The sequence below is a fragment of the Streptococcus iniae genome, from assembly GCF_030732225.1.
GTDB lineage: Bacteria > Bacillota > Bacilli > Lactobacillales > Streptococcaceae > Streptococcus > Streptococcus iniae.
The window spans coordinates 858,555-871,369 of record NZ_CP132230.1 but is presented as its reverse complement, the minus strand read 5'-3'; the positions used below and the strand labels follow the sequence as shown (position 1 = coordinate 871,369).

The window sequence follows — 12,815 nt, the reverse complement described above, 5'->3', positions numbered from 1 at the left end:
ACTAAAAATCTCCTATTTTTTCCCACATTTCTTTTTTGAAATTAAATTTCTTTATTACCTTTGCTGGTGATCCTATTGCAATTGAATTTGCTGGTATTGATTTACTTACAGTTGAATTTGCACCAATTATAGCTCCTTTTCCAATTTCAACCCCTGGTAATATAACAACATTTTCACCAATCCAAACATTAGATTCTATTAAAACTGGTTTTGAAAACAATTCTCTTGAATTCGGTTTTGTCATTGGTGAATCTTGTGAAGTTGATGAATAATTCCCGTGACTTGTATCACTAATAAAAACTTTCGATGCAATCAATACATTGTCTCCAATAGTAACATTTTCATGGGCAACTAAGTGAACATAATCTCCAATTTCACAATCCTTGCCAATAATAAGTCTCTTTTTTGAATCACCTTTTAAATCTATACGACATGCATGACCAAGCGTTAGACCTGAATCATACGAGAAACTTTTTACACCTCTTAAATAAAAAGGCCTTCGAATCAAGCGAGCTTTTTTGAAAAAAATTTTTGTAAGCATAAATGAATACGCTGTTGTAAAAAACTCCGAAATGCTATATTTATTATTCATCATCCTGTTTAATCCCTAAAGTATCGTATAACCAAAATTCTAAACTATATTTTTTATAAACATCTTGATTTAATGCAGAATATTCTGTTTCAAAGAATTCTCTATCAATTTCAATATTATGTCGATCAATAATTAAAATATTGTTTTTATTGTAAAAATCATAGTTTACGATTGAATTATTAGTCGTAATTATTTTTTTATTCAATCCAATCATTTCAATTGTTCGCATCGTTAAGCCAGTTTGATTTGGATGTTGAATATCTAAAACAACTTTTGAATCTAGAATTGTTTTAATAATTTCTTGACTATTTTTCTTTACAAAACTAAATTCTGAAATGTTTGCTTTTAAAAAATCTTTTTTTACAATTTTGTAAAAATAAAACATAAACTTCCCTTGAAGAAAATTAAAAAAATAAAATTTAAGATTATTTTTTTTTGAATAATTAACAAATTTTGTCAAGATACTATATCTATCTGAATGAATTGTGCCAAATGAACAAATATCATATTTATAAAATTGTTTCTTATATGGTTTCGCATACTCATCACTATAAAATAACGGTCTAAAGTTAAATCCTCGCTCTTCACTGTCTTTTTTATCAAATGAAGATATAATATCAAAATAAATTAATTTTTTTTCAATATTTTTTACATTTGATATCGAATCCCACATATATAAGCAAAATTTCGCATTCTTAAAATATGCTCTATATTTCCTTAATACTTTTAATGTTGGAGTTTCACACTTCAAAAAAAAGACATAATCAAAACAAATATCTGAAACATTATTAAAAATCAAATCAAAATATTTTTCGGTACTTTTTGAAAATACATTAGGATTAAGTTTTAGTAATGCTTTTCTATAAACTGATGAAAATGGACGTTCATCAAAGAAATAAACGTCTGCTCCTAGTTCGACCATTTTATCTTTTATTACATTTTCATAATTAAAGAAAGAGGGAGAGAAAAAAAGAATTTTTTTCCCTTGTAACACACTTCTACTATATTTTTTCATTGTTTCTTTCCGATATTCGTATTGACTCTTCAAATCCTGTAACATTATAGTCAAAAGCTTCTTGTGACATTTCTTTACTATAAACTAAATTCCCAAAGAGCTTATTGATTTGACTAAAACCTTTTAAAGATTTAATGATTGGGTTAAAGAGAGAAGTTAACAGTGTGCTTTTTCCATTAACTTGACGAATGACGTTTACTAATTGACTTGTTGTCACATAATCTTTATTTTGTGGAAAATGGATTCCACTCAATTCTGTTTCAATTGACAAGCGAACAAATTCTAAAAGATTATCAAGGTAAATCATGCTTCGTTTATTAGCAACTTTGGGAAAAATTGGCGTAAACTTTGATAACTTTGATAATCTACTGTAATTACCTGTTGCCTGTGGTCCATAAACCATTGGCGGGCGTAGAATAAGTACTTTAAAACTATCTGATTGTAAATCTTTTAAACCTATCTCTGCTGCTAGTTTACTTTTTCCATAATAACTTGATGGATTTTCCCTAGTTTCACGTGTTATTTCTTCTGTATCATTACCATAGACACTCATACTACTTAAAAATATAAACTGTCTTAGACCAGAATGTTTAGCAATGGTAGCCAACTCTATAGGAAGTTTGGTATTAACCTTTTCATAGAGGTCTGAGTTCATTTGCTTTTCATTTTTATGAACAATAGCTGCCACATGAAAAATGCTGTCATAAGGTGAAAAGTCAAACGTTTTCCAGTTTGGATCAATCATGTCTAAAGTATCAACATGATATTGTTCCTCTGATTGTTGTAGCCATTTTTCAAGGGAAGTTCCTATATAAGAATTTGCACCTATATAAGAATTTGCACCTGTAATAAGTACTTTTTTCATTTTTCTCACTTCTCCTTATTTTGCTCTGGTCCACCCTCTAAGACGCCATCACTTTTTAAAACACTTACAAATGTTCCAAAAAAGCATTTAAGATCAAAAATAAAGCTTAAATGCTTATAGTAATAAGCATCTAGGGCTACTTTATCAGCAATCTCAAGTTCATCACGCCCATTGATTTGAGCCCATCCTGTTAAGCCAGGTCGAATGCTATTAACCATATTCTTGTCACGTTCTGCAATCAAGTCAAATTGATTCCATAGTGCTGGTCTTGGGCCTACAATGGCCATTTCACCTTTGAAAATGTTGAACAGTTGTGGTAGTTCATCTAAACTGGTCTTTCTTAGAAAGGCACCGACCTTTGTTATCATGGCAGACGGGTCTTTTAATAGGTGAGTTGGCATTTCAGCAGGAGCATCGACATACATGCTTCTAAATTTGTAAATCATAAAATGACTATTGTCTTTACCAAGTCGCTTTTGTTTAAAAAGAATAGGCCCTTTAGAATCGATTTTAATGGCAATCGCTACAATTGCTAAAAGAGGGCTTAATACTATGATGGCAATTCCTGAAATTAAGATTGCTAATAGTCGTTTAATATAAGGATACATGCTTACTCCTGTTTAGCGTCATTTATTAAGGTTTCTTTAAGTTCTTTATCCGATAATTGGTCTAGTCCATTTACAATGGAAAGGACTTGGTCCAAAGGTTTTGAGCTTACTCTGCCAACAAAGATTTTGTCATGAACTTGTTCTGAGACACGTTCGCTGGTTGATAAGAGTTCCTCGTAAAGTTTTTCTCCTGGTCTAATACCAGATTCAACAATAGCAATCTCATCTTCAGTGTGCCCACTCAACTTAATCACTTTTTTAGCTAAGTCGAGAATTTTTACAGGCTCACCCATATCAAGTACAAAAATCTCACCACCACTAGCTTGAAAACCTGCTTGGATAACAAGTCGACTTGCTTCTGGAATTGTCATAAAGTAACGGGTCATTCTAAAGTCAGTGACGGTTACTGGACCACCCTTTTTAATCTGTTCTTTAAACAAAGGGACAACACTTCCACGACTCCCTAGAACATTACCGAAGCGGACTGCTGCAAATTGCGTTTTTCCAGCTTCATTTAAGCCAGTTACAATCATTTCAGCAAAACGCTTTGTTGCCCCCATGATATTTGGAGGATTAACAGCCTTGTCAGTTGACACCATCACAAATTTTGGAATGCCAGCTGCTTTTGCTGCTTCTGCAACATTTTTTGTTCCGAAAATATTATTTTTGACAGCTTCTCTTGGATTATATTCCATTAATGGCACATGCTTATGTGCTGCTGCATGGTAAACCACATCTGGTTTATAGTCAGCCATAATCTTAAACATTAAGTCACGGTCCTGGATATCAGCAATAATCGGAGTAATTATGATGTTATCAGAATATTTAGCATTCAGTTCTCTATTAATTAAATAAATAGAGTTCTCCCCATGTCCTAATAATAAGATTTGTTTAGGCTTAAAGTGGGCTACTTGACGACATATCTCAGATCCAATAGAGCCTCCTGCACCTGTAACCAAGACCGTTTTTTCACTAAAAAAAGGTTGCAAAGCACTTTGATCTAGAAAAACTTCATTCCTGCTTAATAGGTCAGCGATGTCAATTTCTTCAAAGGTATTGAGGGAAACATTTCCCATGACAATATTTTCAATGCTTGGCATATTGTTTACTGGAACATTAGCCTGACGACAAATGTCTAAGATGGCCTCACGCCCTTTACCGTCAAGACTTGGAATGGCAATAGTTACTTGATTAACTTCATATTCAGCAACCAATCTTGGGATAGAATACTTGTTCCCCATAACTTTAATGCCATGGAGGTAAGTGCCTAATTTATTGATATCTGAATCAACAATACCAACAATTTCAATATCTTTTCCCTTATTCAAAACAGTTTGGATAAAGGTGGAACCCCCTTCACCTGCACCGACTACCAAAATCCTTTTCTTTTCTTTTTTTCCTTTTTCGTATTTGCTTAAATTGAATTCATGCCATAATCGCCAAGTTATTCTAGGGGCTGATACCAAGAAAGAACTAAAGATATAAGCCAAAAAGATAAAACGACGACTAAAACTGTCTAAGAAAAACAAGTCAGTGAAGTAACCAACTAAAAAGGCTAGGAAGAGGTTAAAGACTACTAAGGAGATTGTTTTTAAGTCTGTAAACCGATTAATAATAGAAAAGACATTAAATCGAATGCCCAGAAGGGTGTAAATAAAAAGTGTTACAACAAGAGTAATAAAAGTTCCCTTGTCAGTTAAGTTATTACTATATGCCATTAAAAAAGCATAGGCTGAAAGATGGGAGAAACTAATCATTAACACATCTAACATATAGAGGATTACTCTTTTTTGACTTCTTTTCATCTATTTTTCTTTCACTTTCTGGAATGTTTTTTACTTTTGGATGATTTTTTGGTTTTGCCATAATCTCCGTAGGAACCGTAAGCGCCATAAGAACCAAGTTGTTGATCTACTTTATTAAGAATAACCCCTAAGAACTGTGCACCACTTTGTTCCATTTGTTCTTTTGCCTTTTGCACAAAACGACGTTTAATAGAACCTGCTTCAGTTACCAAGATAGTGGCGTCTGCTTTTTGCGCAATGATGGCAGAATCAATCAACAAGCCTATTGGTGGGGTATCAATGATAATATAGTCAAATAACTCTTTGACTGTGTCAATCATAAAATTAAAATTACTATTTTGAAGTAAGGTTGTTGGATTTGGTAGCACTTGACCTGATGGGATCAACATGAGATTTGGAACATCCGTTCTTGAAATAACACTTGATAATTCAGCGTTTCCTGATAAATAACTTGAAAGACCCTCATACCTGTCATCAGATTTAAAGGCACCTGACATCACTGAATTACGAACATCTGCATCAATGAGGAGGGTTTTAAAACCTGCTTTTGCAAAGGAAATGGCTAAGTTAATCGATGTGGTTGACTTTCCTTCACCAGGTTGAACAGAAGTTAAGACAATTGCCTTGTAATCACGACCACTAAACTGAATATTAGTGCGAATGGAATTATAGTATTCTTCTGCATGCTGATAATGCTCACGTTTACTTCTTACTAAATTTAATTGTGACATCCTTAACCTCTTACATTTTATTTGTGTTTGGAACCATACCTAGTAATGTCATACCAAGTACATCTTCAACATCTTCTGGACTTTTAACACGGTCATCTAAAACTTCTTTTAGGATAACTGCAAATATACTTAAAACAGCACCAACTAGAAGTCCCATCACTGCATTGCGTTTACTATTTGGCGATGACGGTTTGGTTGGAAGTTGAGCTTTTTCTAAAGCAGTGACATCTTGAACTTTCGTCACGTCTTTGATTTTTTCTGAGGCTACTTCACGAACGGCATTCGCTAAATCTTTAGCTTTTTGTGGTTCATGGTTATTTACAGAAATTGAGATAACACGGGTATCTGCCGGTACAGTTACTGTAATCATTTGGCTCAACTCTTCTGGTGACATGCTAACATTTTCCTTAGCAATAACATCATGCATCACATCACGCGAGGTAATGATTTCCTTGTAGTCATTAACCAAGTAACCACCAGCCTGCAAATCGGTCGCCGTAAGGTTATCTGACTGTTGACGATTGATAACATATAACCTTGTTGTTGAGGTGTAAGATGGTTTAATGAGAAACATACTTGCCACCAAGGCTAAAAAACCAGCTAGTAGCGTCACAAATAGAATCACTACTTTTTTCTGCCAAATTCTCTTTAATAGACTAAGAATATCAATTTCAATTGATGTGTTTTCGCTTGTGTTCATCTTTTCTCCTATAAATAATCATTTTCAATCAGGGTTTGAGGGGTTGTGATAAAAAGTTCTCTAGCGCGTTTTCTACCATAATGTTTCGTCACATGTTGATAAGCTTCTTGCATAAAGGGTGGGCGTTTTTTTAAATTGTGCATGTCACTTGCAATACAGTGCACTAAATTTTCATCTAAGAAAAACTTAGCACGTTTTTTAAAGACTTTTAAACTATCTCCAAATAACTTGGCTTTCAACACATGAGAACTATTGACTTGAGTGTAACATCCCATATTAATGAGTTCCTGAACCCGTTTAGCATTTAAGGCCAAAGCATCGTAACGTTCTATATGAGCAATGATTGGTGTAATACCAAGCATAATAACTTGAGAAAGTGCCGTATGAATATCGCGCCATGGCGTGTTCATGGAAAATTCAATGAGGGCAAAGCGTGTGTCATTCATTCTAGGAATAAGATTCTGAGCCAATTTATCAAGGATATCTTCGGTGTAATAGAGTTCTCCTCCATATAGAATGGTTAATCCCTCATATTCTTTTTCAGCCTCTCTTTTAAGGTGAAGAAATTTATTGTAAATATCATCCTCAGGTGTTTCAAACATGCCTTTTCGTCTGTGAGATGTTGAAACAATGGTTCGAACACCTTGTCGGTAACTTTCTCCAATTAATGCTAAACTGTCATCAATTGTTAAGGGACCATCATCCACATCGAAAACGATGTGGGAATGGATGTCAATCATTTACTTTCCTCCATTACTGCTTTTATTGCTTCTTTGGCTTGATTAAGACTGGCATCGTCCAATTGATACATGTAAAGGGCTGAACCTGGCATCGCATAGGATGGCAATTCACCTGTTGAACCTGTCCCTGTGACATCTTGTGAGGTAATGTCATAAGACTGGTTGCTTTCCAATTGGGCATTTGCAATTGTCATGAGCTGATCTAATGTTAGATTGGTTTGAATAGAAGTTTGCAATCCTGTCACGATTTCTGAGAATTGGGCTGGCGATTTAATCATTGTTAGTTTACGAATGATGGCACTAACAACTTTTTCTTGATTTTTACCACGATCACCATCTCCGCCTTCTAATGATTTTCGCTCACGCACAAACATCAAGGCTTCTTGTGAATTAAGTGAAATCTTTCCAACAGGATAATCAAAACCACCTGCTGAGAAGGCTTTGTCATTAACAACTTCAATGCCACCTAGCATATCAATTAAGTTCAAAAAGGACGTGAAATTGATTCTAGCATAATCAGTCATTTCAATACCATAGAGATTTGCTAAGGTTGCCATTGACGTTTCTACACCATAAATTCCTGCGTGGGTCAATTTATCAAATTGATCACCACCACCATTTGGAATCTTCACATAAGAATCTCTTGGTGTTGTTGTTAAAAGCACTTTATGAGTGTTCATATTAACTGTCATGACAATATTAACATCTGATCTAGAAACGGTTGAAATCGGACCATAAGTATCAATACCGCTGATATAGATGTTATAAACGCCTGCCTTAGTGACATGTGACTTTTTAGCCTTAATGTCTTTTTTAATTTTATAACTATAGATGGTTTTAACCTTATCACTAAACTGTAAATCTTCTTGCCCTAATAATGACATATAAGCACTGTTCATAACCATTGCTTGAGACTGATTGCTTAGCATTTTTTGATAGGCTTCTGGATAAGAAGCAACTTCTTCAAGTTTTAACTCTTTCTTTTTAGCCGCTTTAATGTGCTTTATGAGTGAGTCGATATTCTCTGAGTCATTTTTTAGAGGTGCTTGAACTGTCTCTAATTCTGATATAGAATTGATTGCACTCTCTTTGGGAACAATAACAGACATTTCAATCTCTGAGAAAGAGGCTGTTTTATTGATTTCAGCTGTAAAGTCAATTGTTGATTTAAAGGTAAATAGCATAATAGCTAACAAAATAGTGCTAATAACCAAAATAAGACTGGTCAATCCCTTAAGCTTTTTCTTGATAATGAGAAAAAGACACATAAAAAAAACAAGGACTAAGCCAATGCTTAAAACAAGGTTTAGCTGCCTAAAAGCAAGGAAGTTATAGAGGTACATCCAAAAGCTAATAATTATTGAAAGACCTGTATAAATTATTAACAATAGGATATTTATTAAGCTTAGATTATGTTTCTCTTTCGAAGAACTCTTTCGTTTACTTCTGGAATGTGCCATTACTTTTTAACTCCAAATCATCTAGTTTATATAAAAATACATTGTTATTATAGCACTTTGTGCATTTTATTGCAATTCCCATCAATATCATTTAAGTCTAATTTTCTCATTTTTGTTGATTGAATGAGAGAAAGAAAAGAGAATGCATTTTACTCCTCATTTTCTGAAAGCACTTCATCTATTAGACTTATAGCTATCTGTTAGGATTGAACATTTTGACTTGAAAGATTATTTCTTTTAAGATAGACTGTCATTATGAGAATACAACAATTACATTACATTATCAAAATCGTTGAATGTGGCTCAATGAATGAAGCTGCAAAGCAACTTTATATTACACAACCCAGTTTATCAAATGCTGTTAAGGACCTTGAACAAGAAATGGGAATAACCATTTTTATTCGAAATCCTAAGGGCATCACTCTGACCAAAGATGGTGTTGAATTTCTTTCTTACGCTAGACAAATCATTGAACAAACCTCTTTGTTGGAGGAACGTTATAAAAATCATGACAGCAACCGCCAGCATTTTAGTGTTTCGTCTCAACACTATGCCTTTGTGGTTAATGCCTTTGTGTCCCTTTTAAAAGAGACAGACATGACCAAATATGAACTTTTTCTTCGAGAAACAAGAACTTGGGAAATCATTGATGATGTCAAAAACTTCCGCTCAGAAATTGGTGTTCTCTTCATCAATGACTACAACCGAGATGTTTTAACTAAGCTTTTTGATGAAAATCAATTACAAGCAAACAAACTCTTCCAAACAAGACCCCATATTTTCGTTAGTAACAAACACCCCTTAGCAGACCGCTCTAGTTTAGATGTTGAGGACTTGCAAGCTTATCCTTATTTAAGCTATGACCAAGGCATTCATAACTCCTTTTATTTCTCAGAAGAGATGAAAGCACAGATGCCCCATACCAAATCCATTGTCGTTAGTGACCGTGCGACACTTTTTAACCTCATGATTGGTTTAGACGGCTACACCGTAGCTAGTGGGGTTTTAAATAGTAAATTAAATGGTGATCAAATTGTTGCCATCCCACTAAATGTTCCAGATATTATCGATGTTATCTATATTAAACATGAGAAGGCTAACCTCTCCAAAATAGGTGAAAAATTTATAGATTACCTCTTAAAAGAGGTCAAATTGACACAAAAAAAGGAAATATAATCACAAAAAGAACCTCCTTATTGGAACAGTCTAACTGGTTAAGTTACTGTTACTTGTAAGTGGTTCTTTTTTAATCTTATGCTTTGTTTTCGTTAGCAATATATGACATGATAACTGCATTAACCTGATCACAATAAAATGGTTGTCTTTGATAAGAAACCCCAGAATAAAGGGCCAAACTGATAATCTGATCCAGAAATGCTTGTGACGAGAAATGTGTGGTACGGAATAACTCTTCCTCATCAAAGGCTTTAATCAAGTGTGCTAATGGGTTTCGAACAGATTTTTCAAACACCCTCAATTGATTAACTTTTTCTTTTATGTCTACAGGTAATTGAGACAATTGTAATAAATCAGCTAAACTCTTAGAAGTCACATTGCGACTCTGGCGTTTTGAGAGATAGTCCTTGAACAAAGGAATATCTGCTTCCTGCATTTTTGTAAAATCCCAAGTGTCATACTGATCGTTTTTAGCGTCAATAATATAAGTATCAATGTTAGGGATTTGGCTTTTGATGAGTCTTAAAAAGAGTCTGTAAAGAATTGGTGAGACAGCTCTGACAAAATCAATCACGTCACCATTTTTGATTTTGATTTCTAAATCAAGAATATAATTTGCAATTTGCTCTTCTTCAATCCTCTCATTTAGGTAGAGTTTGAGGTCAGTCTCATTCTCAATAAGGTTTGCCATTCTTTGATTCTCAAAGAGAAAGTCTAGATTTAACTCTCGTCGCTCTTTCATCAGCTCCAGCAAATAGAGGGCTTGCTGCGGAAAATCTTCCCATTCACTAGCAATTTTAAAAGCGTAATTATAAGCATAGACATCCAAAAGGATGCCTATTGTTTTATAGTGATTAATCATTTGCAATTAAGGTTTCAAGGCCAACTTGCATCATGTCAGTGAAGGTTGTTTGACGTTCTTTTGCACTTGTGTCTTCACTTGGGTCGTTCAAGTTATCTGAAATAGTCATGATTCCAAGAGCTTTAACACCATGTTGTGCTACTAAATAATAAAGTGCAGCTGCTTCCATTTCAATGGCTTTAACACCAAATTTACCCAAAGCCATATTACGTTCAGGCATATTTGAGTAAAAGACATCTGAAGATAATACATTACCAACGTGTGTTGTCATGCCAAGCTCTTTCGCAATATGGTAAGCCTTATCCAAAAGCCCAAAGTCAGCAATTTGTGGGAAATCAAACTCTGGAAAATCGTTACGGATAATATTTGAATTAGTTGCTGCAGCTTGGGCAAGAACAAGTTCACGAACATGAACATTAGGGTCGATAGCACCCGCAGTACCCACACGAATCAAGGTTTTAACACCATAATCAACAATCAATTCACGCGCATAAATAGAAATCGAAGGCATTCCCATACCAGTTCCCATCACAGAAACACGGTGCCCTTTATAAGTACCAGTATAGCCAAGCATACCACGAATTTCATTGAAACAAACAGCATCCTCAAGGAAATTTTCCGCAATAAACTTAGCACGAAGAGGATCCCCAGGAAGAAGAATTTTATCAGCAATCTCACCAGGAGCCGCAGAAATATGAATAGACATAATAAATGATACTAAGGGCGTTAAAAGGACACAGTCAAAATAGGAAGTTGATAGAAAATCCTGATTTTCTAAGAAACTTATCTTTTTGACCAAGTCCTTAGCCCAAGTTCAAATATCTGAACTCGCACCCTTACCTTTCTTTGTTTTTAGGAACTTTTTTCCAAACTTTTCCTTGTCTTACAGGTTTCTGGGACAAGGATAGCAAGCATCCACTGGATGTTTGCTACAGCTTCAGTTCCTTTCTTGTTTTTATTTTTGATAAGTTAGCCCGAGTTCAAATATCTGAACTCGCACCCTTACTTTTCTTTGTTTTATAATTCAACCAAAATAGCTTTGATTAAGCCTTTGAAGTTTTCTTTAATTTGTTCTGTGACTTCAACTACTTCTTCATGGTTCAATTCAGATTGGAAACCAGCTGCAAAGTTTGTGATAGCAGAAATGCCGAGCACTTTCATGCCTGAATGTGCAGCCACGATAACTTCTGGAACTGTTGACATTCCAACTGCATCAGCACCCATTGTTTTAAAAGCACGAATTTCAGCAGGTGTTTCATAAGTAGGTCCAGTCACACCAATGTAAACACCACCTTCAAGTTTGATGCCCATTTGATTAGCAACTTGATTAGCAATTTGACGGTATGAAGCTGTGTAAGCATCTGACATGTCTGGGAAACGAAGCCCAAATTCATCAAGATTTTCACCCATTAATGGGTTATTCCCTGTCATGTTAATGTGGTCAGTAATAGCCATCAAAGTACCTGGACCATAAGTAATACCACCCGCAGCATTAGTTACAATAATCCCTTGACACCCAAGAGCTTTCATGACACGTACCGGGAATGTTACCACTTCAAGAGGATTGCCTTCGTAAAAATGGAAACGACCTTGCAAAGCTAAAACCTTACGACCTGATAAATCACCATAAACTAATTTTCCAGCATGACCAACAACTGTAGATTGGCCCCAGTTAGGAATATCAGCGTAGTCAATAACAATAGCATTTTCAATTTCTTCTGCTAATTCTCCCAAACCTGATCCTAAGATAAGACCAAATTCAGGAAGTTCAACGCCTTTAGTTTGTAAATAAGCTTTCGTTTCATTAATTTTTGTCATCAATGACATCTCAAATCTCCTCTATCATTACCTAGCATATATGACCTGACCATTTTCCTTAACAAATGGACTAGGAAAAGGAACAGGCAGTATTTGCAACACTTCTTCAGATGGACGACACAATCTTGTACCACGCGAAGTAACCACAATCGGACGATTAATTAAAATCGGGTCTTGCATCATGGCATCAACAAGTTCCTCTTGAGAAACATCGTCTCTGCCTAAAGCATGTTTTTCATATTCTGGTACATTGCTGCGCAGAACCTGTTTGGCAGTCAGGCCACAATCAGAAATGAGTTGAACCAATTCTTGTCGTGTCGGCGGGTCAATCAGGTATTCAATAACTTTAGGTTCAATCCCTGCATGACGAATCATCGCTAATACATTGCGTGAAGTGCCACAGTTAGGGTTGTGGTAAATGGTTATCTCTTCCATCAGAATTT

At 34.9% G+C, this 12,815-nt stretch carries 14 protein-coding genes; 1 reads left to right on the top strand and 13 read right to left on the bottom strand.

Annotation, left to right across the window (positions count from 1 at the left end; genetic code table 11):
- Nucleotide 1 precedes the first annotated feature (1 nt).
- Genes Q9317_RS04220 through cpsA form a run of 9 tightly spaced genes read right to left on the bottom strand, consistent with a single transcriptional unit; the run spans nucleotide 2 to nucleotide 8,516 of the window.
- Nucleotides 2–595: a DapH/DapD/GlmU-related protein gene (locus Q9317_RS04220; protein ID WP_003099361.1), complete on the bottom strand. Its 594-nt coding sequence runs from the start codon at nucleotides 593–595 to the stop codon at nucleotides 2–4.
- Nucleotides 585–1,607 carry a WaaS/CpsH family glycosyltransferase gene (locus Q9317_RS04215; protein WP_003099359.1) on the bottom strand — a complete coding sequence of 341 codons (1,023 nt, stop codon included), beginning with the start codon at nucleotides 1,605–1,607 and terminating at the stop codon, nucleotides 585–587. Before Q9317_RS04215 ends, Q9317_RS04220 begins: the two co-directional genes overlap by 11 nt.
- Entirely contained in the window at nucleotides 1,594–2,472 is an 879-nt protein-coding gene (locus Q9317_RS04210) for an NAD-dependent epimerase/dehydratase family protein (protein ID WP_305981583.1), read from the bottom strand. Before Q9317_RS04210 ends, Q9317_RS04215 begins: the two co-directional genes overlap by 14 nt.
- 5 nt (nucleotides 2,473–2,477) lie before the next feature.
- Entirely contained in the window at nucleotides 2,478–3,080 is a 603-nt protein-coding gene (locus tag Q9317_RS04205) for a sugar transferase (RefSeq protein ID WP_003099352.1), read from the bottom strand.
- Nucleotides 3,081–3,082: 2 nt separating this feature from the next.
- The gene (locus Q9317_RS04200; protein WP_064537856.1) at nucleotides 3,083–4,885 is read right to left on the bottom strand and encodes a polysaccharide biosynthesis protein; all 1,803 of its coding nucleotides are present in this window, start codon (nucleotides 4,883–4,885) and stop codon (nucleotides 3,083–3,085) included.
- A gap of 11 nt (nucleotides 4,886–4,896) precedes the next feature.
- Nucleotides 4,897–5,616: a tyrosine-protein kinase gene (locus Q9317_RS04195; protein WP_016355909.1), complete on the bottom strand. Its 720-nt coding sequence runs from the start codon at nucleotides 5,614–5,616 to the stop codon at nucleotides 4,897–4,899.
- Between the two features lie 10 nt (nucleotides 5,617–5,626).
- Nucleotides 5,627–6,316, bottom strand: a complete 690-nt coding sequence (locus tag Q9317_RS04190; protein WP_003099344.1) for a Wzz/FepE/Etk N-terminal domain-containing protein — start codon at nucleotides 6,314–6,316, stop codon at nucleotides 5,627–5,629.
- Between the two features lie 8 nt (nucleotides 6,317–6,324).
- Nucleotides 6,325–7,056: a capsular polysaccharide biosynthesis protein Cps4B gene (cps4B, locus tag Q9317_RS04185; protein ID WP_305981582.1), complete on the bottom strand. Its 732-nt coding sequence runs from the start codon at nucleotides 7,054–7,056 to the stop codon at nucleotides 6,325–6,327.
- Nucleotides 7,053–8,516, bottom strand: a complete 1,464-nt coding sequence (gene cpsA, locus Q9317_RS04180; protein ID WP_064537857.1) for an LCP family glycopolymer transferase CpsA — start codon at nucleotides 8,514–8,516, stop codon at nucleotides 7,053–7,055. Before cpsA ends, cps4B begins: the two co-directional genes overlap by 4 nt.
- Before the next feature lie 255 nt (nucleotides 8,517–8,771).
- Between cpsA and Q9317_RS04175 the strand changes: the two genes are divergently transcribed.
- Nucleotides 8,772–9,692 carry a LysR family transcriptional regulator gene (locus tag Q9317_RS04175; RefSeq protein WP_031239510.1) on the top strand — a complete coding sequence of 307 codons (921 nt, stop codon included), beginning with the start codon at nucleotides 8,772–8,774 and terminating at the stop codon, nucleotides 9,690–9,692.
- A gap of 76 nt (nucleotides 9,693–9,768) precedes the next feature.
- On the opposite strand, the gene Q9317_RS04170 is transcribed toward Q9317_RS04175, so the two are convergent.
- The 4 genes from Q9317_RS04170 to arsC form a co-directional block, all read right to left on the bottom strand.
- Entirely contained in the window at nucleotides 9,769–10,554 is a 786-nt protein-coding gene (locus tag Q9317_RS04170) for a Gbs1250 family HEPN protein (protein WP_003099321.1), read from the bottom strand.
- Entirely contained in the window at nucleotides 10,547–11,260 is a 714-nt protein-coding gene (gene deoD, locus Q9317_RS04165; protein WP_121791508.1) for a purine-nucleoside phosphorylase, read from the bottom strand. Before deoD ends, Q9317_RS04170 begins: the two co-directional genes overlap by 8 nt.
- Nucleotides 11,261–11,571: 311 nt before the next feature.
- Nucleotides 11,572–12,381, bottom strand: a complete 810-nt coding sequence (locus Q9317_RS04160; RefSeq protein WP_003099317.1) for a purine-nucleoside phosphorylase — start codon at nucleotides 12,379–12,381, stop codon at nucleotides 11,572–11,574.
- Nucleotides 12,382–12,399: 18 nt separating this feature from the next.
- Nucleotides 12,400–12,807, bottom strand: a complete 408-nt coding sequence (arsC, locus tag Q9317_RS04155; RefSeq protein WP_003099316.1) for an arsenate reductase (glutaredoxin) — start codon at nucleotides 12,805–12,807, stop codon at nucleotides 12,400–12,402.
- Between the last annotated feature and the right edge of the window lie 8 nt (nucleotides 12,808–12,815).

Coding starts and splice junctions, on each gene's coding strand:
- Q9317_RS04220 (WP_003099361.1), bottom strand. CDS start 595: ATGATGAATAATAAATATAGCATTTCGGAGTTTTTTACAACAGCGTAT.
- Q9317_RS04215 (WP_003099359.1), bottom strand. CDS start 1,607: ATGAAAAAATATAGTAGAAGTGTGTTACAAGGGAAAAAAATTCTTTTT.
- Q9317_RS04210 (WP_305981583.1), bottom strand. CDS start 2,472: ATGAAAAAAGTACTTATTACAGGTGCAAATTCTTATATAGGTGCAAAT.
- Q9317_RS04205 (WP_003099352.1), bottom strand. CDS start 3,080: ATGTATCCTTATATTAAACGACTATTAGCAATCTTAATTTCAGGAATT.
- Q9317_RS04200 (WP_064537856.1), bottom strand. CDS start 4,885: ATGAAAAGAAGTCAAAAAAGAGTAATCCTCTATATGTTAGATGTGTTA.
- Q9317_RS04195 (WP_016355909.1), bottom strand. CDS start 5,616: ATGTCACAATTAAATTTAGTAAGAAGTAAACGTGAGCATTATCAGCAT.
- Q9317_RS04190 (WP_003099344.1), bottom strand. CDS start 6,316: ATGAACACAAGCGAAAACACATCAATTGAAATTGATATTCTTAGTCTA.
- cps4B (WP_305981582.1), bottom strand. CDS start 7,056: ATGATTGACATCCATTCCCACATCGTTTTCGATGTGGATGATGGTCCC.
- cpsA (WP_064537857.1), bottom strand. CDS start 8,516: ATGGCACATTCCAGAAGTAAACGAAAGAGTTCTTCGAAAGAGAAACAT.
- Q9317_RS04175 (WP_031239510.1), top strand. CDS start 8,772: ATGAGAATACAACAATTACATTACATTATCAAAATCGTTGAATGTGGC.
- Q9317_RS04170 (WP_003099321.1), bottom strand. CDS start 10,554: ATGATTAATCACTATAAAACAATAGGCATCCTTTTGGATGTCTATGCT.
- deoD (WP_121791508.1), bottom strand. CDS start 11,260: ATGTCTATTCATATTTCTGCGGCTCCTGGTGAGATTGCTGATAAAATT.
- Q9317_RS04160 (WP_003099317.1), bottom strand. CDS start 12,381: ATGTCATTGATGACAAAAATTAATGAAACGAAAGCTTATTTACAAACT.
- arsC (WP_003099316.1), bottom strand. CDS start 12,807: ATGGAAGAGATAACCATTTACCACAACCCTAACTGTGGCACTTCACGC.